Source organism: Pseudomonas sp. WHRI 8519 (assembly GCF_040224055.2).
GTDB lineage: Bacteria > Pseudomonadota > Gammaproteobacteria > Pseudomonadales > Pseudomonadaceae > Aquipseudomonas > Aquipseudomonas putida_X.
The window spans coordinates 1,933,991-1,949,668 of the sequence record NZ_CP167996.1; the positions used below are offsets into that span (position 1 = coordinate 1,933,991).

18 protein-coding genes are annotated in these 15,678 nt (G+C 62.1%); 8 read left to right on the plus strand and 10 right to left on the minus strand.

Annotation, left to right across the window (positions count from 1 at the left end; translation table 11 throughout):
• Positions 1-50: 50 nt before the first annotated feature.
• Entirely contained in the window at positions 51-848 is a 798-nt protein-coding gene (locus tag ABRP30_RS08770; RefSeq protein ID WP_349974539.1) for a thioesterase family protein, read from the plus strand.
• A 3-nt stretch (positions 849-851) separates the two neighbouring features.
• Here ABRP30_RS08770 and ABRP30_RS08775 read toward each other — a convergent pair whose 3' ends face one another.
• The 3 genes from ABRP30_RS08775 to ABRP30_RS08785 all read right to left on the minus strand — a co-directional run bounded on the left by ABRP30_RS08775 (position 852) and on the right by ABRP30_RS08785 (position 3,681).
• Complete coding sequence (locus ABRP30_RS08775) at positions 852-1,220, minus strand: Mpo1-like protein (protein ID WP_241803234.1); 369 nt, start codon at positions 1,218-1,220, stop codon at positions 852-854.
• A 75-nt stretch (positions 1,221-1,295) separates the two neighbouring features.
• Entirely contained in the window at positions 1,296-2,774 is a 1,479-nt protein-coding gene (locus ABRP30_RS08780; RefSeq protein ID WP_267822508.1) for a methyl-accepting chemotaxis protein, read from the minus strand.
• Between the two features lie 109 nt (positions 2,775-2,883).
• Positions 2,884-3,681 (minus strand): TatD family hydrolase, encoded by a 798-nt coding sequence (locus ABRP30_RS08785; RefSeq protein WP_349974538.1) that lies wholly within the window; start codon positions 3,679-3,681, stop codon positions 2,884-2,886.
• 156 nt (positions 3,682-3,837) lie between these two features.
• On the opposite strand from ABRP30_RS08785, the gene ABRP30_RS08790 reads away from it, so the two are divergent.
• From ABRP30_RS08790 to ABRP30_RS08800, 3 genes are all read left to right on the plus strand, one after another.
• Positions 3,838-5,244: a transglycosylase SLT domain-containing protein gene (locus ABRP30_RS08790; RefSeq protein WP_349974537.1), complete on the plus strand. Its 1,407-nt coding sequence runs from the start codon at positions 3,838-3,840 to the stop codon at positions 5,242-5,244.
• Between the two features lie 114 nt (positions 5,245-5,358).
• Positions 5,359-5,793, plus strand: a complete 435-nt coding sequence (locus tag ABRP30_RS08795) for a DoxX family protein (RefSeq protein ID WP_241803238.1) — start codon at positions 5,359-5,361, stop codon at positions 5,791-5,793.
• 214 nt (positions 5,794-6,007) lie between these two features.
• Complete coding sequence (locus ABRP30_RS08800) at positions 6,008-6,316, plus strand: hypothetical protein (protein WP_241803239.1); 309 nt, start codon at positions 6,008-6,010, stop codon at positions 6,314-6,316.
• 116 nt (positions 6,317-6,432) lie between these two features.
• Here ABRP30_RS08800 and greB read toward each other — a convergent pair whose 3' ends face one another.
• The 4 genes from greB to ABRP30_RS08820 all read right to left on the minus strand — a co-directional run bounded on the left by greB (position 6,433) and on the right by ABRP30_RS08820 (position 11,076).
• On the minus strand, positions 6,433-6,936 hold the full coding sequence (gene greB / locus ABRP30_RS08805) for a transcription elongation factor GreB (RefSeq protein WP_349974535.1): 504 nt from the start codon (positions 6,934-6,936) through the stop codon (positions 6,433-6,435).
• A gap of 115 nt (positions 6,937-7,051) precedes the next feature.
• Positions 7,052-7,780, minus strand: coding sequence for a hypothetical protein (locus ABRP30_RS08810; protein WP_349974534.1), 729 nt, complete (start codon positions 7,778-7,780; stop codon positions 7,052-7,054).
• A gap of 105 nt (positions 7,781-7,885) precedes the next feature.
• On the minus strand, positions 7,886-10,393 hold the full coding sequence (locus ABRP30_RS08815) for an FtsX-like permease family protein (protein WP_349974533.1): 2,508 nt from the start codon (positions 10,391-10,393) through the stop codon (positions 7,886-7,888).
• Positions 10,393-11,076, minus strand: a complete 684-nt coding sequence (locus tag ABRP30_RS08820) for an ABC transporter ATP-binding protein (protein ID WP_012313661.1) — start codon at positions 11,074-11,076, stop codon at positions 10,393-10,395. Before ABRP30_RS08820 ends, ABRP30_RS08815 begins: the two co-directional genes overlap by 1 nt.
• 10 nt (positions 11,077-11,086) lie before the next feature.
• Between ABRP30_RS08820 and ABRP30_RS08825 the strand changes: the two genes are divergently transcribed.
• The 3 genes from ABRP30_RS08825 to ABRP30_RS08835 all read left to right on the plus strand — a co-directional run bounded on the left by ABRP30_RS08825 (position 11,087) and on the right by ABRP30_RS08835 (position 13,141).
• The gene (locus tag ABRP30_RS08825) at positions 11,087-11,692 is read left to right on the plus strand and encodes an arylesterase (RefSeq protein ID WP_241803243.1); all 606 of its coding nucleotides are present in this window, start codon (positions 11,087-11,089) and stop codon (positions 11,690-11,692) included.
• A gap of 58 nt (positions 11,693-11,750) precedes the next feature.
• Positions 11,751-12,032 (plus strand): hypothetical protein, encoded by a 282-nt coding sequence (locus ABRP30_RS08830; RefSeq protein WP_039601335.1) that lies wholly within the window; start codon positions 11,751-11,753, stop codon positions 12,030-12,032.
• 131 nt (positions 12,033-12,163) lie between these two features.
• Complete coding sequence (locus ABRP30_RS08835; protein ID WP_349974532.1) at positions 12,164-13,141, plus strand: L,D-transpeptidase family protein; 978 nt, start codon at positions 12,164-12,166, stop codon at positions 13,139-13,141.
• A 141-nt stretch (positions 13,142-13,282) separates the two neighbouring features.
• Here the strand turns inward: ABRP30_RS08835 and ABRP30_RS08840 are convergent, their stop codons facing one another.
• Both ABRP30_RS08840 and ABRP30_RS08845 read right to left on the minus strand, forming a co-directional pair.
• The gene (locus ABRP30_RS08840; protein WP_003250288.1) at positions 13,283-13,534 is read right to left on the minus strand and encodes an Lpp/OprI family alanine-zipper lipoprotein; all 252 of its coding nucleotides are present in this window, start codon (positions 13,532-13,534) and stop codon (positions 13,283-13,285) included.
• Positions 13,535-13,611: 77 nt separating this feature from the next.
• Positions 13,612-13,881, minus strand: coding sequence for a hypothetical protein (locus ABRP30_RS08845; protein ID WP_349974531.1), 270 nt, complete (start codon positions 13,879-13,881; stop codon positions 13,612-13,614).
• 172 nt (positions 13,882-14,053) lie between these two features.
• Between ABRP30_RS08845 and ABRP30_RS08850 the strand changes: the two genes are divergently transcribed.
• The gene (locus tag ABRP30_RS08850; RefSeq protein WP_267822517.1) at positions 14,054-14,335 is read left to right on the plus strand and encodes a GNAT family N-acetyltransferase; all 282 of its coding nucleotides are present in this window, start codon (positions 14,054-14,056) and stop codon (positions 14,333-14,335) included.
• Positions 14,336-14,398: 63 nt separating this feature from the next.
• On the opposite strand, the gene ABRP30_RS08855 is transcribed toward ABRP30_RS08850, so the two are convergent.
• A complete protein-coding gene (locus ABRP30_RS08855) occupies positions 14,399-15,475 on the minus strand; it encodes a 3-deoxy-7-phosphoheptulonate synthase (protein ID WP_241803248.1) in 1,077 nt (358 codons plus the stop codon).
• Between the last annotated feature and the right edge of the window lie 203 nt (positions 15,476-15,678).

Genomic DNA, 15,678 nt, shown 5'->3' on the forward strand with positions numbered 1-15,678 from the left:
GTTGCTCGCTAGTATTGGCTGACACCTTTCGCTGCTGCAGGAGCCGGCCCATGAATTTCAACCAACTGCTCGACGCCGTGCGAGCGCATCCCGATAGCGTCAGTGTCCCGCCCGACTGGGCCCAAGGGCGTGCCGTATTCGGTGGCCTGATGGCTGCCATGGTGTATGAGGCCATGCGCCTGAAGCTCGCCGATAGCCGCCCGGTGCGGTCGCTGGCCGTCAGTTTCGTCGCCCCCGCCGCGCCCGACGTTGCGACCCGTTTCGAAGTCGAAGTGCTGCGCGAGGGCAAAGCGGTCAGCACCGTGCTGGGTCGAGCCATTCAGGATGGCCAGGTGGTGACCTTGGTCCAGGGCAACTTCGGCGCCGCGCGGCCATCGGTGGTGAAGGTGCCTGCCGAGCCGGCCATGGAGATGAAGGCACTCGAGCAAGCCGCTCCGGAGCTTCCTTACATCAAAGGTGTCACACCAGAGTTCATGCGCCATGTTGCCCTGCGCTGGGCAATTGGCGGACTGCCGTTCAGCGGTAATCAGTCACGCCACATGGGCGGTTGGGTGCGCTTGCGGGATGTTGCCCAGGAGCAGGTCAACGAGGCCCACCTGTTGGCGCTTGTCGATGCCTGGCCACCAAGCCTCATGCCATACCTGAAGCAGCCCGCAGCAGGCAGCACGCTGACCTGGACCATCGAATTCATCCAGCCGGTTGCCAGCCTGTCGACGTTGGACTGGTGCCGCTACTGCGTCGAGACCGAACACGCCCGCGATGGATACGGGCATGCCGCAGCTGCCCTGTGGACGGCTGAAGGCGAGTTGCTGGCCTTGAGCCGCCAGACGGTCACGGTGTTCGCCTGAGCGTCAACGCCGATGTCTGTGCCGTTCGCGCCAGGCCCGCCACCAGGCACCGCTGAGCACAAAGCGCGGGAAGGTGATGAATTGCTCGGTCAGCAGGCGCTGCAGGGCGTCCTTGCGGTTGGCGAAGGGTTCTGGCTGCTCGGCCTCCAGGCGGTGGCCGTGGCGCTGCAGGCCCAGGCCGGCGATCAGGGCGATGATGCCGACAGCGATCTGGCCAAGGTCCAGAGCGAACAAGCCGGACAGCACGAGCAAAGCACCGAGGATGAACAGCGGCACGGCAATCAGGTGCAGCACCAGGTTGGTCGGGTGGCGGTGGTTGTGGTGATAGCCGCGCCATTGCCAGGCGGGCAAGTTGGGCAGTCGTTTGCTCATGGGCAGGTCCTCACGGTCATGCCCAAAGCTTAGTGCGGCCCAGTGGTCACAGCCAATCGAGGCTGGCTATGGTGATTATAGTTTGAGTTGGCCGATGGCCTTGTTCAGCTCGCCGGCCAGGGTCGCCAGCTCGCTGCTGGTGGTGGCCGAATCGACAGTCTGCTGTACGGTTTCCTCGGTAACGTCGCGGATGCTGACTACCGCCCGGTTCATTTCTTCGGCCACCTGGCTTTGCTGTTCGGCGGCGACGGCGATCTGGGTGTTGCTCTCGCGCATCTGCGCCACCGCGCCGGTGATTTCGGCCAGCGCTGCGCCGGCTTCCTGGGCCTGGCGCACGCAGTCGTCAGCTTTGTAAGAGCTTTCCTGCATGAACTCCACCGCATCCCGGGTACCGGCTTGCAGGTCGGCAACCATGCCGGTGATTTCGTCGGTGGAGGTTTGCACGCGTTTGGCCAGGCTGCGCACTTCATCGGCGACCACCGCAAAGCCACGGCCCAGGTCGCCGGCACGCGCTGCTTCGATGGCGGCGTTCAGCGCCAGCAGGTTGGTCTGTTCGGCGATGCTGTGGATGACGTTGACCACGCCATTGATCTTTTGGCTGTCCTCGGCCAGTTGGCGGATCATCTCGGCGGTCTGCTGCACGCCGCTGGACAGCCCTGCAATCGAGTCCTGCACGCGGTCGACGACATGCTTGCCGCTGCCGGCAAGGACGTCGGCGGTCTGCGACAGGTCGCGCGTGGCGCCGGCATGTTGGGCGATATGATGCACGGTGGCTGACATCTCGTTGATCGCGGTAGCTGCCTGGTCGGTCTCGCTCTGCTGGCCGAGCATGCCGTGGCGCACCTCGTTCATGCTCGAGGCCAGGCGTGCGGCGCCCGAATCGAGTTGCGCGGCGGTGCGTGCCACGGTGCTGACCACACGGTGGTAGGTCGACTGCATGGCGTTGAACGCGCCGGCCATCTGGCCCACTTCGTCGCCACAAGACAGAGGCACGCGGGCCGACAGGTCACCCGTTTTTTCCACGTGGAGCATGACGTCCTTGAGGGTGTTGAGCTGGCTCAGCAGGAAGCGAATCAACAGTTGCGAGGCGCAGAGCATTGCCAGCATCAGGATCAGCACACAAACCGCGTAGTTGGCAAAACGGTCAAGGAACACCTGGCGCACGCTCGGTGCCTGGGCCAGTACCGCTACCTGCTGGTCGCCATGGCGCAGTACCTGGGCGCCGCGTAGTGGGTTATCGCCCAGGATCCAGTCGCCCGGGAGGGCTACCCAGCCTTGTGCATGGCGCAGGGGCTCCAGGCTTTGGCCGGCAAAGGTCGGGGTCTGGCCGGGTTGCCAGGTGATCACGTTGGCCTGGCGGGGCAGGGCACGCTCTGCCGGCCATGCGGCGAGCAGCTCTGCCTGGGACTGCGTCTGGGCCTGCACCGCTTCAGCGCGGGCTCGCTGCTCCAGATACACGGCAAACAGCACCAGCATCAAGGTGGTGACAAAGGCCACTGCGTTGACGGCCCAGAATTTGTACTTCAGGGAAATATTGCTAAGCCAGGCACCCATGGGTAGGTCTTCTCTGAGTTGAGCGGAAACATTATTGGCAAGGTGCCATCATTGTGCCCGCTCACGCCTGGGAGGTTTTGACGTGTATCAACAAACCGTTTATGCCCGATCAGGCCAGCTGGAAAAATGCCCGAGCCGTTGCAGTGGTGTGCGCTGCGGTCTCTTCGACAGGTTCGCCCCGGTGTAACGCCACCTCCCGCAGCACTTCTGGCAAAAACGCCGGCTCGTTGCGCCCGCTCTTGGGTTTCGGTCGCAGGCTGCGCGGCAGCAGATACGGGGCATCACTTTCCAGCATCAGGCGCCCCCGGGGAATGTTGCCCACCAGCGGGTGCAAGTGCGTACCGCGGCGTTCGTCACAGATCCAGCCGGTGATGCCGATGTGCAGGTCCATGTCCAGGTAGGCGAACAGCGCGTCGCGCTCGCCGGTGAAACAATGCACTACGACGGCAGGCAGGTGGTCACGGTAGTTCTTCACAATCGCCAGCAAACGCTCACTCGCATCACGCTCATGCAGGAACACCGGCAAGCGCAACTCGGCGGCCAGCGCCAACTGAGCTTCCAGGGCTTTTTCCTGAAGTGGGCGAGGGGAGAAGTCGCGGTTGAAATCCAGCCCGCACTCGCCAACGGCGCGCACACGCGCCTCACGCAACAACTGGCGCAGTCGCGGCTCGCTGTTGGCATCCCACGCTTTGGCGTCGTGCGGGTGTACGCCGGCGGTGGCGAACAGGTGCTCGCTGGCGGGGTCCAGTTGCTGGCACAGTTCAAGCGCCTGCTCGCTGACCGCAAGGCTGGTGCCGGTAAGGATCATCTGCCCAACGCCGGCTTCGATGGCGCGCTCGACGATGGCGGCCTGCTGGTCGTGGAAACTGCTATTGGTCAGGTTGACGCCGATATCGATCAGTTGCATGGTGCTACCTCGTGCCGCGGGACGGCCAGCATAGCAAAATGCGTGATTTTCGGAAAAACCAAGAACTTCAGGCGTTTGCCAGGGTCTTTTACCGTCATTTATCACGAGCGGCTCGTACACATGGATGCTGCCCACCGACTTCGGACACGTTTTCGCATGCTGCGATCCCTGCTCACCCTGCTGCTGACGCTTGGCCTGATGCTCGTCGGTCCGGCTTACGCACGCCTGCCGGGGCCGCAGCACACCGTGCCGGTGAACAAGGCCCGTGACCTTGAACAGATCCGCGCTAGCAAGGTGCTGCGGGTACTGGTCAACCAAAGCCGCAACAGCTCCGGTGAGGTCAAGGGCGAGCCCGTCGGTATCGAGTACTACCGCTTGCGGGCGCTTGAGCATTACCTCAACGCCCGGGCCAGCGACGGACAACAGGTACGGCTCAAACTCATCCCCAGAGCCAAAGAGCAACTGCTCGGGGCGCTGCAGCGCGGCGAAGGCGACCTGGCCGCCCCGGGCGAGTTGCTCGACCCGAGCCTGGTTGGCGGCGTGAACAGCAGCGCCCCGGTCCTGGACCAGGTGCCGTTGTGGTTGGTAGGGCGCAAGGGCGAGCGCAGTTTCACCCGTGTCGAGCAGTTGTCCGGGCGCACTGTGGCGTTGACCAGTGCCAGCGCCGCCGGTGCGCTGATCCAGCAGATCAACCAGCGCCTGGCGCTGCGCAAGCGCCCACCGGTCAAGATCGAATGGGTCGACTCGACACTGGCGGTGGAGGACGTGCTGGAGATGGTCCAGGCCGGCATCTATCACCTGACCGTGGTCGAGCGGCCGATCGCGCTGCGCTGGGCCCGGGTAATGCCGCGCCTGCGCCTGCATAGCCGGCTGCAACTGGGCCCGCCACAAGCCATGCGCTGGTATGTGCGGCGCGATGCGACGCTGCTGCAGGCTACGGTCGATCGCTTCCTGCAGGGCTACCGGGCGCCCGAGAACCAGGATGCGGCCTTCGAACGCATCTATCGACGCCAGTACCGCGTGCACAACCCGCTCGCACGCAAGGACCGTCAACGCCTTGCGTCAGTCCGGGCGGTGCTGCAGAAGCATGGCCAGGCGCAACAGATCGACTGGCTGAACCTGGCTGCGTTGGCCTTCAAGGAATCGACCCTCAACCCGGCGGCGCGCGGCAGTGGCGGGGCGCATGGCCTGATGCAGATCACCCCTGCCGCAGCGCAACGGGTCGGGGTCAGCAATACCGCAACGGTTGATGGCAATGTCCAGGCCAGTGCCCGTTACCTGGCGTTGATTCGCCGCAAGTTCTTCGCCAGCCCGAAGATCAACGAGCGTGAGCGCATGGCCTTCGTGCTGGCCGCCTACAACCTTGGGCCCGAGCGGGTCCAGGCCATGCGTGTCGAGGCCCGCAAGCGTGGGCTCAATGGCAATCAATGGTTCTTCCAGACCGAACGGGTTGCGATGGAGCAGGTGGGCATGGGGCCAGTCAACTTCGTCAATAGCGTGAACAAGTACTTCCTGGCGTTCAACCGTGACCGTGCAGCGTTGGAGCGAAGCGGCAAACGCTGAGCTATCGATCCATTCGATTTATATGTTGGGTTTTTTGCGATTTTAATATCTGTTGGGTCGATTATTATGGCGCCCATCCCAACACAACATCGCAGCTTTCAAGGAAGTCACCCAATGAACAACGCAATCATCAAACTGCTTTCCACTCGCGCTGGCCTGGGCTTGAGCGTGGTTCGCATCCTGGTCGGCATCATCTTCATGGCGCACGGCGCACAGAAACTCTTCGGCCTGTTCGGTGGCTACGGGTTGGAGGGCACTGGCCAGTGGATGGAGAGCATCGGCCTGGCCCCCGGCTACCTGATGGCCCTGCTGTCCGGCAGCGCCGAGTTCTTCGGCGGCCTGGCCCTGGTGATCGGCCTGCTGGCTCGCCCGGCGGCGCTGGCACTGACAGTGACGCTGGTGGTGGCAATCTTTTCGGTACACATCGGCAACGGCCTGTTCATGTCCAACAATGGCTATGAGTTCGCCCTGGCGTTGCTGGCGGGTACCGTCGCGGTACTGATCGAAGGCGCTGGTCGTTTCTCTCTGGACCGCTTGATCGCCCGCTGAAGCCTCATGCTGCAGGCCTTGAGTTGATGACTTTCAGCTTGGGGCTTGCAGCTTGCCGCTTGTAGCTCTAGCATACCGCCTGCGCCGATTTAAACAGCTACTTGCGGGGCGCAGGAAAGCCCAGCCCCGGGTCATCCGAAATACCGCTAAAGCGCTGGTTCGGTGACGCCTCCCACCGCTGCCCAGCGGGATTTGCGAGGCGGAGAAATACTCCATGAGTTGCCCACGTACCAGTGTCTGCTTGAGCCCACTGCCTGCCAGCCAGGCTACCCGCACACCGCGCATCCTGCTCGGTGGCCAGCATCAGCCTACGCTTTTGCGTCATCTTGAAGGCTTGTCCCGTCGCAAAGGCCAGGCCCGCGCCTTCCTCATCCAGTTTGCCGAAACCGCGTGCCGGCTGGAGCAGTTCGGCAACGACCGCTTCGATCTGGCGGTGATCCAGGCACCTGCCGCACAGCACGCTGCCGAAGTGATTGGCCATCTCACCCGCATCGCACGCCAGGGCCTGATTACCCGACGCTGAGGTACGTGCTGCATCTAGCCTTTGAGCATCTGTGCTTAGTCAGCGAGTCCTTCTGTGGCACAGCCAACACTGCATCCTGGCTCTTCACGCAGGGTTGGCTGATCTTGGCGGCGTCGTCAGGGCTTGATAAACCGGGGACTAGCCTCCGCCTCTTTGTACTCAATATGGGTAACCTCCCAGTAAGCAACGCCCGTGGGAGTGTGTACCAAAATCTCATCCCCTACACTTTTGCCAATGCATGCTCGAGCCATCGGTGAATCGATGGAGATGAAATCCTTTCTGTCATAAATCTCATCGCCGCCGACAATGCGAAATATTTTAGTCTCGTCATTTTCGTTGATAATGGTTATCCAAGCCCCAAAAAATATCTTGCCTTCTTGGGTAGGTGAGTAAGGAACAACGCGAAGATCTTCGATCCGTTTTCGGAGGTATCTTACCCGGCGATCTATTTCCCTCAGTCGTTTCTTATTGTACTGGTAGTCCGCATTTTCACTTCGGTCGCCCAAAGATGCCGCCCAGGTTACCTTTCTAGTAATCTCAGGTCGCTCTTCGCGCCAAAGCCAATCCAATTCATCCTTCAAGGATTGATAGCCAGCTTCGGTGATAAGATTAGTTGCCATATTTCGCCTGTTATCTAGTCAGTGCCAGGTACCTGGTCCAAGGTGGGTAATTTATCCGAAGCCATCGCTTTTCTGTATCAGCCTTGAATTGCCTGCTCGCAGTAATCACGAGAAATCATGCGCCTGGGGATGCGCGCCATGAAGCAATCCACTTAAACAACCTGCTCATCCACCAATGGCTTCGGGCTTTACGAATTCCTTCGATGTGCATGAATGTGTACGGTTTGGGCATGGTTTTCTCTTGGTTGCGAAGGCTGCGTACTCCCCTGATTATGTGGCGTGCATAAAATAATAGAGTCATGGAGCAAGCCAGCAGTCCGAATGAGGCGACCAGTTCGGAGGTAAGAATCCCGATTTCTTTGGTAAAAGCACTTGCCGCCAAGGTGGTCACCCCAGCCACGAACAGAGGACTGTATACTGTCGACGGTTTCTGCTTTCTTTGTGGGCGAGGCTGGACTTTGATCCCGTCATGCTCGAAAGGGTGAAATGACGGTTTTCCGTTAACCAAGACTAGGTATGTCAATGCTGTGATTGCCATTGGGGCCAGTGCGATCTGGAAGGCAGCGCCATCGGCCCCGATCCAGAACCTTGTGGCAGCATGATAGGCCAAGTTGCAGGATAACAATGAGAATATCCCGGTCGTAGTGAGTACGAGTGACAGAATATAGGTCGTGAATTTCTCGCACGTGTAAATCAGGTGTAGCGTCCACCCGAGTGCAGCGAGGGAAATCATGAAAAAAGCAGGCCAGAAAAACTTTAGCTTTGAAGGTCCCAAGGCGAGAAAAAATACAAATACACCCAGTAGACCCCAGCTGACCTTTTTTATATTGGTCGCGTCAATCATCGTTGTTCTCTATCCTAAATGCCTGGCCGATATTTCTGTCTCCACTCTCAATAAATGACGCCCGCATCTCGATATGGCCGCTGCTTGCAGCAAGCTCTTCAGATACTACCCCTCCCGAAGCACGGCCAACGGGCTGGCATTAAGCGCTCGCCGTGTCCCCAGCACGCCAGCCCCGCCTACCAATAGCGCCCCCGCCAGTGGCAGTACCAGCAGCCACGGATGGGGAGCCCACTGCAGGTCGAACGCATAGCGGTACAGCACCAAGGTAATCAACTCACAGCCTAGCGCTGCCAACGCACCACTGGCCGCACCCAACAGCCCGAACTCGATACGCCGCGCTTTCACCAGCAACGGCCGGGCGGCGCCCAGCGCGCGCAGCAGCGCGCCTTGGCGAATGCGTTCATCCAGCGTTGCCTGCAAGCCTGCGAACAGCACGGCCAACCCCGCCGCCAGGACGAACAGCAATACATATTCCACCGCCAGGGTAACCTGGGCGAGGATGCTGCGTAGCTGCTCCAGCAAGGCATCGACTTGCAGGATGGTCACGGCCGGGAAGGCCCGTGACAGGGCCACTACATCCAGGTCATGACCCGGCGCGAGGTAAAAGCTGGTCAGGTAGGTGGTCGGCAGCCCCTGGAGGGTACCCGGCTGGAAGATCATGTAGAAGTTCGGCTGGAAGCTGTCCCAGTGCACACTGCGCAGGCTGCTGACCCGTGCCTGGCGTTGTTCGCCGCCAATGTCGAAGGTCAACAGGTCGCCCAGTTGCACCTTCAGGCTGGCGGCAAGTTCCGCCTCGACCGAAACGCCAGGGATTTCATCGCCAGCCGGTAGCGCCCGCCACCAATTGCCGGCGGTCAAGGCATTGCCTGCCGGCAGGTCGGCGGCCCAGGTCAGGCTGAGGTCGCGCTGAACTGCACGCTCGCCGGCCGAATCCTTGCTGACGATCTGTTGCACGGGCTGCTCGTTGATCTGGATCAGCCGGCCAGGCGTCACCGGATAGAGCGGCGCGGAGGCTGCGTTCACCTCGTGCAGGCGCTGGGCAAAGGGCTCACGGTCGTCGGGCAGGATGTTCAGGGCGAAATAGTTGGGGGCGTCCTTGGGCAGTTGAGCCTGCCAGGTGTCGAGCAGCTCGGCGCGCAGCAAGGCGACCAGGGCCATGGCCAGCAGGATCAGGCCAAACGCCAGTGCCTGGCCTGCGGCAGCCATGGGGTGGCGGAGCAACTGGCCCAAGCCCAGGCGCCAGGGGAGTGGGGCGCCTGCCAGCAGTTGCCGCAGGCTGCGCAGCCCAACCAGCAGCAGGCCGCCCAGTACCAGCGCGGCAAGCAACCCGCCTGCCAGCAGGGCGAAGGTCAGCAGCAGGTCGAGGCTCAGGCGCCACATGATCAGGCCCAGCGCGAACAGGGCGGCGCCATAGACCAGCCAGCTGCTGGGCGGTACGGGCAGCAGATCGCGGCGCAGTACACGCAGCGGTGGCACCTTGCCCAGTGCCGCGAGCGGGGGCAGGGCGAAACCGGCCAGGGCGACCAGCCCGGTAGCGATGCCAGCCAGGGCCGGGACGATGCCGCCAGGCGGCACCACGCTCGGCAGCAGGCCGTGCAACAGGCGGAACAGGCCCAGTTGCGCCAGCCAGCCGAGCAGGGCGCCCACCAGCGCCGCCAGCAGGCCCAGCATGGCCAGTTGCAGGCAGTACAGGCCCAATGCCTGATGGCGGGACAGCCCCAGGCAGCGCAGCAGTGCGCTGGCGTCCAGGCGCCGGGCCGCGTAGCGGCTGGCCGACAGTGCCACGGCGACCCCTGCCAGCAGCACCGCCACCAGGCTAGCCATGTTCAGGTAGCGCTCGGCCTTGCCCAGGGCGCCGCCGATCTGCCGGTTACCATCGCGGGTGTCGAGCAGGCGCTGGTTGGCCGCGAGCGTCTTCTCCAGCCCCTGGCGGTACTGTGCCAGGGCCTGCGCATCCCCGCGCCACAGCTCACGGTAGCTGACCCGGCTGCCGGGCTGAATGACCCCGGTGGCCTCCAGGTCGGCGAGGTTCATCATCACCCGCGGGGTGAGGCTGTAGAAATTGTTGGCGCGGTCCGGCTCGTAGGTCAGTACGCGGCTCATGCGCAGGGTCTTCATGCCGACATCGATGCTGTCGCCAATGCTCAGGCCAAGGGCAGCGAGCAAGCGCGGCTCGACCCAGACCTCGCCCGGCGGCGGGCCGCCACCAGGTGTTTCCGTGGCATACGGCGCCGGTGCACTGCGTACCTGGCCGCGCAGGGGGTAGGCGCCATCGGCGGCTTTGATGCTCGACAGCTGAATGCCGGCGTCACCACCGACCACGCTGGTGAACTCCACGACCCGCGCGTGGCGCAGCCCCAGGGCGGTACCGGCGTCGATTTGCTCCTGACGCGCTGGCGCACTGCCTTGCAATACCAGGTCGGCGCCCAGGAACTCGCTGGCGCGCAACTGCATGGCGCCATTGAGGCGAGCACCGAAATAGCCGATGGCGGTGCTGGCGGCTACAGCCACGAGCAGGGCGAAGAACAGCACGCGCACTTCGCTGGCGCGGATGTCGCGCAACAACTGGCGCAGCGCCAGGCCGCACAAGCGGGAAAGCGGCATGTGCTTCATCAGGCCTCCACCGGCGCCACCAGGCGGCCTGCTTCCAGTCGTATCAGGCGCCGGCAGCGGCTGGCCAGGCGTTCGTCATGGGTAACCAGAACCAGAGTGGTGCCGCGTTCCTTGTTCAGGTCGAACAGCAGGTCGCTGATACGCTCGCCAGTGTGGCTGTCGAGGTTGCCGGTGGGTTCGTCGGCGAACAGCACCGCAGGCTGGGCGGCGAAGGCCCGGGCAATGGCCACCCGCTGCTGTTCGCCACCGGACAACTGGCGTGGCGTGTGGGTCAGGCGCTTGCCCAGGCCGACACGTTCGAGCAGGGTGCGGGCCTGTTCGCGAGCATCTCGGCGGCCGTCCAGTTCCAGTGGCAGCATGACGTTCTCCAGGGCATTGAGGCTGTCGAGCAGCTGGAACGACTGGAAGACGAAACCGACGTGCTCGGCGCGTACCCGGGCGCGCTGGTCTTCGTCCAGCGGCCCGAGGTCGTGCCCGGCGAGGATGACCTTGCCGGCGCTGGGGCGATCGAGGCCGGCGAGCAGCCCGAGCAGGGTCGACTTGCCCGAACCGGAGGCGCCGACGATGGCCAGGCTGTCACCTTGGGCGAGGTCGAGGGAGAGTGCGTGCAGGATGGTCAGGTCACCTTCCGCACTGGGGACCACTTTGCTAAGGTTCTGCGCAACGAGAATGCTAGGGCCCATGGAGAATCCAATGCGAGTATGGTGGTTGAGTGCCGGTCTGGCCCTGTATTGCCTGGCCCAGAGCGCCGCGGCGGGAACATTGCTGGTTGTCGGCGATAGTATCAGTGCCGGTTTTGGCCTGGATACCCGCCAAGGGTGGGTCTCTTTGTTGCAGACCCGGCTCAAGGACGAAGGTTTCGATGATCGCGTGGTCAATGCCTCGATCAGCGGCGACACCAGTGCAGGGGGCCAGGCGCGGCTGCCGGCGCTGCTTGCAGCGCACAAGCCTAGCTTGGTGGTGCTGGAATTGGGCGGCAACGATGGCCTGCGCGGGCAGCCGCCAGAGCAATTGCAACAAAATCTTGCCTCGATGATCGAGCGGTCACGCGAGTCCGGGGCCAAGGTCGTGCTCCTGGGCATGCGTCTGCCGCCCAATTACGGAGTGCGCTACACCACGGCGTTCGCCAAGGTGTATGAACAGCTGGCAGCGGAGAAACAGGTGGCGCTGGTGCCGTTTTTCCTCGAGGGCGTAGGGGGTGTGCCAGAGATGATGCAGGCCGATGGCATCCATCCGGCGCAGGGGGCCCAGCAGCGCTTGCTGGAAAATGCCTGGCCAGCGATAAAACCCTTGCTCTGACGCTTTAAACGGGGCCGGCTTTCGGCTAATGTTGCGCCCCCCGTTTCGAGAGCCCCCAATGCCGCGCCCTGCCTGGTCCTTGTACGCCTACCAACTGATCGAGCCCGATGAGCAGCTCGATCTGTTCGCCTGCCAGGAAATCCGCGTTCACCTTGTCGCCCGGCAGCTCGAACTGGGTGTGCCGGTCGATCGCACCCTGTGTGGTGGCTTGCTACCGGCACAGCCCCGCTGGTCCGGCGTGCCGCGCTCGATCTACCGTGACGGCCGTCTGTGCGACCTGTGCCGGGCGATTCTCGACGCGCAGCGCCGCGGCATGCGCCCGGTATGGCCGCAACTCTGATGCGGCCCTTGGCCTGAAACTGCGAGCGCCTTTCATCATCTGAAACGCATGGAAACCCCCTGTGGCTCCCGCTTGGTCCGGTGGGGGTGTACAATCGATTCTCTTGACCCACCTTTCGAAGGATTTACCGGATGTTGCCGCGCTTTCCCGCCGTCACCCGCTGCCTGACCCTGGCCGGCCTGCTGGTAGCAGGCCCCGCCGTTGCCCTGGAGTTGCCGTTGCCGCCTCCCGGTGAAGACGTCGTTGGCCAGGTGCAGGTGATCAAGGCCAAGTACGAGGACACCTTTGCCGACATCGGCACTGCCAACGACCTCGGCTACCTGGAGATGATCGCCGCCAACCCGGGGGTGGACCCATGGCTGCCGGGCGCCGGTACCGAGATCATCCTGCCGACCCGTTATGTGCTCCCGCCGGGGCCTCGCGAGGGCGTGGTCATCAACCTTGCCGAATACCGGCTGTACTACTTCCCGAAAGGGCAGAGCGTGGTGTACACCTTCCCGCTGGGCATCGGTCGTGAAGGCTGGGGTTCCCCCATCGCCAACACCAAGATCATTGCCAAGACCCCGAACCCGACCTGGACGCCACCGGCTTCGATCCGTGCCGAACACGCCGCCGATGGTGACATCCTGCCGACCGTGGTGCCGGCCGGGCCAGACAACCCGCTGGGGCCTTACAAGTTCACCCTGGGCGTGCCGGGTTATCTGATTCACGGCTCCAACAAGAAGTTCGGCATTGGCATGCGCACCAGCCACGGCTGCTTCCGCATGTTCAACAACAATGTGCTGGAACTGTCGAAGATGGTCCCCGTCGGTACCCCGGTGCGCATCATCAACGAGCCGTACAAGTTCGGCATCAGTGGTGGCAAGGTATACCTCGAAGCGCATACGCCGCTGGACGACCACGGCGATCCTTCGGTGGTCGACAAGCACACTGCGGTCATCAATGCGCTACTCAAGCGTGAAGACCTCGCCAACAACGTGCGCATGAACTGGGACATGGTCCGCGACGTGGTCGCTGCAGAAGATGGCATGCCGGTAGAAATTGCCGTGCCCGTCGACAACCAGAGTGCGGCTCCGATGGTGTCGAGCATTCCTCCAGAACTGCAGTAAGCCTTAGGGCGACAGGACTCAAGCCTGCTCAGGTCTAAACGCCTGGTGCAGGCTTTTTCATTTGTGCTGTTTGCTTTTGTAGCGGCAATAAAAAAGCCGACCCCACAAGTGGGTCGGCTTCTTAACAATCCGTGAGGACTATTACTTGCGGCTGGCTTTGTCCAGCATACGCAGGGCGCGCTCGTTGGCTTCGTCAGCGGTCTGCTGAGCCTTCTGAGCGGCTGCCATTGCATCGTCAGCCTTACGGTAGGCTTCGTCAGCGCGGGCTTGAGCGCGAGCTGCTGCGTCTTCAGTCGCAGTCAGACGAGCTTCGGTTTCTTTGGATACGCTGCTGCAACCGGTAGCCAGAACTGCGGCCAGAGCCAGAGCAGAGAATTTCAGAACGTTGTTCATCGTGTTCCCCTTCAAGGACTTTCTATTAAATAGCCATCTCTCAGGAAAGAGAAACTGGCCGGCGTACATAGTACCCATTACTTGTAGTAAGTAAACTGACTGAACGCAAGAATGGTAAAAAAAATGTTGCTGAAGGGGGTGGTTGACAAGGTTTCCAGGCTTTTTCCGAACAGCCACTGCAGGCGGCGCAAGCGATTGTTGTAAGGGAACTTTTTTGTTGAACTAACGGTGACTTCAAAGGTCACTGTGCGTCTAACGCCCAAGAGTGTCCGGCCGATGTTGCTGGTCAGTTCGTGCAGGGTTTGCTGCTCATGGCCGCGACTTTTAACCGATGCCACCTTGAGCAATCCGGGGTCCCGTGCCTACTATTTGATGGCCCGGCCCGGAAGAACCATTGCAATCGGGCTGCGGTCGAAGGGGCAAGAGGTGGCGCAGGCTCTGCACGAATGGGTTCCTCCGCCGGATACACCACCATCGGTTAAGGTAAAGGTCTGCCCAAAAGACCTGCGAGGAGTAGTGATGAGTGAAGCGCTGACCATCCACCATGACCAGGCCGGTCATCAGTTCGAGACCAACGTGGACGGTCATCGTGCCTACCTGACGTACATGGATCTGGGCAAGCAGACGCTGGATATCTATCGCACCTTCGTTCCAAACGCCCTGCGCGGCCGAGGGATCGCTGCAGCGCTGACCGAAAAGGCCCTGGAGTACGCCGACCAGATGGGCTACACGGTGATTCCGTCCTGCTCGTACGTTGAGCGCTACATGGAGCGCAAGCAGCGTCATCCGAGCAAGGCCTGACCGGGCTGGTCTCTACATGCAAAAACGCCGGGCAATGCCCGGCGTTTCGTTTTCTGGCAACGCTCAGCCGCGCTTGCGCTGGGGCAGTACATCCTTGAGCTTGGCGTGCATGCTACGCAGGGTTTTCTCGGTGGCAGGCCAGTCGATGCAGGCGTCGGTGACCGATACGCCGTACTGCAGATCTTCCAGATTCTTCGGGATCGACTGGGCGCCCCAGTTCAGGTGGCTTTCGACCATCAGGCCAATGATCGACTGGTTGCCTTCGAGGATCTGGTTGGCGACATTCTCCATGACCAGCGGCTGCAAGGCCGGGTCCTTGTTGGAGTTGGCGTGGCTGCAGTCGACCATGATGTTGGCCTTGATCTTGGCTTTGGCCAGGTCCTGCTCGCACAGCGCAACGCTCACCGAATCGTAGTTCGGCTTGCCATTGCCGCCACGCAGCACTACGTGGCCGTACGGGTTGCCCTTGGTGGTAACGATGGATACGCCACCTTCCTGGTTAATGCCCAGGAAGCGATGTGGCTTGGATACCGACTGAAGGGCATTGATGGCCACGGTCAGGCCGCCATCGGTGCCGTTCTTGAAGCCAACCGCCGAGGAGAGGCCCGAGGCCATCTCACGGTGAGTCTGGGATTCGGTGGTGCGCGCGCCAATGGCCGACCAGCTGATCAGGTCCTGCAGGTACTGCGGTGAGATCGGGTCGAGCGCTTCAGTGGCGGTCGGCAAGCCCATCTCGGCCAGGTCCAGCAGCAGTTGGCGGCCAATGTGCAGGCCGTCCTGGATCTTGAACGAGTCATCCAGATAAGGATCGTTGATCAGGCCTTTCCAGCCCACCGTGGTGCGCGGCTTCTCGAAGTAAACACGCATTACCAGGTACAGCGTGTCGGAAACTTCCTCTGCCAGCACCTTGAGACGCTCGGCGTATTCGTGAGCGGCCTTGATGTCGTGGATCGAGCAGGGGCCGACCACTACGAACAGGCGATGGTCTTTGCCGTCGAGGATATTGCGCACCACTTCGCGGCCGGCAGTAACGGTCTGCAAGGCTTTGGCGCTGAGGGGGATTTCCTTCTTGAGCTGATCGGGGGTGATCAAGGTCTCGTTGGAGGCAACGTTAAGGTCGTCGATCGGTAAATCAGCCATCGTGTTACTCGTCAGGTCACGGTGCCGGCCGCCAGCAATCCCCGTGCGGCCCAGCAGCAAGAATGTTCGCAGCGGGGAGCCGAACCTTAGCGCGTTACAGGGGGCGCGACAATGGGCTGCAGTGCGCCTGTGCAGGGTTTTTCCCTGGTGCAATAAGCTTGTACTGCTATTTAGGTGCGCAAAACACCTCAATCGGTGTAGAA

Coding starts and splice junctions, on each gene's coding strand:
- ABRP30_RS08770 (WP_349974539.1), top strand. CDS start 51: ATGAATTTCAACCAACTGCTCGACGCCGTGCGAGCGCATCCCGATAGC.
- ABRP30_RS08775 (WP_241803234.1), bottom strand. CDS start 1,220: ATGAGCAAACGACTGCCCAACTTGCCCGCCTGGCAATGGCGCGGCTAT.
- ABRP30_RS08780 (WP_267822508.1), bottom strand. CDS start 2,774: ATGGGTGCCTGGCTTAGCAATATTTCCCTGAAGTACAAATTCTGGGCC.
- ABRP30_RS08785 (WP_349974538.1), bottom strand. CDS start 3,681: ATGCAACTGATCGATATCGGCGTCAACCTGACCAATAGCAGTTTCCAC.
- ABRP30_RS08790 (WP_349974537.1), top strand. CDS start 3,838: ATGCTGCGATCCCTGCTCACCCTGCTGCTGACGCTTGGCCTGATGCTC.
- ABRP30_RS08795 (WP_241803238.1), top strand. CDS start 5,359: ATGAACAACGCAATCATCAAACTGCTTTCCACTCGCGCTGGCCTGGGC.
- ABRP30_RS08800 (WP_241803239.1), top strand. CDS start 6,008: ATGAGTTGCCCACGTACCAGTGTCTGCTTGAGCCCACTGCCTGCCAGC.
- greB (WP_349974535.1), bottom strand. CDS start 6,936: ATGGCAACTAATCTTATCACCGAAGCTGGCTATCAATCCTTGAAGGAT.
- ABRP30_RS08810 (WP_349974534.1), bottom strand. CDS start 7,780: ATGATTGACGCGACCAATATAAAAAAGGTCAGCTGGGGTCTACTGGGT.
- ABRP30_RS08815 (WP_349974533.1), bottom strand. CDS start 10,393: ATGAAGCACATGCCGCTTTCCCGCTTGTGCGGCCTGGCGCTGCGCCAG.
- ABRP30_RS08820 (WP_012313661.1), bottom strand. CDS start 11,076: ATGGGCCCTAGCATTCTCGTTGCGCAGAACCTTAGCAAAGTGGTCCCC.
- ABRP30_RS08825 (WP_241803243.1), top strand. CDS start 11,087: ATGCGAGTATGGTGGTTGAGTGCCGGTCTGGCCCTGTATTGCCTGGCC.
- ABRP30_RS08830 (WP_039601335.1), top strand. CDS start 11,751: ATGCCGCGCCCTGCCTGGTCCTTGTACGCCTACCAACTGATCGAGCCC.
- ABRP30_RS08835 (WP_349974532.1), top strand. CDS start 12,164: ATGTTGCCGCGCTTTCCCGCCGTCACCCGCTGCCTGACCCTGGCCGGC.
- ABRP30_RS08840 (WP_003250288.1), bottom strand. CDS start 13,534: ATGAACAACGTTCTGAAATTCTCTGCTCTGGCTCTGGCCGCAGTTCTG.
- ABRP30_RS08850 (WP_267822517.1), top strand. CDS start 14,054: ATGAGTGAAGCGCTGACCATCCACCATGACCAGGCCGGTCATCAGTTC.
- ABRP30_RS08855 (WP_241803248.1), bottom strand. CDS start 15,475: ATGGCTGATTTACCGATCGACGACCTTAACGTTGCCTCCAACGAGACC.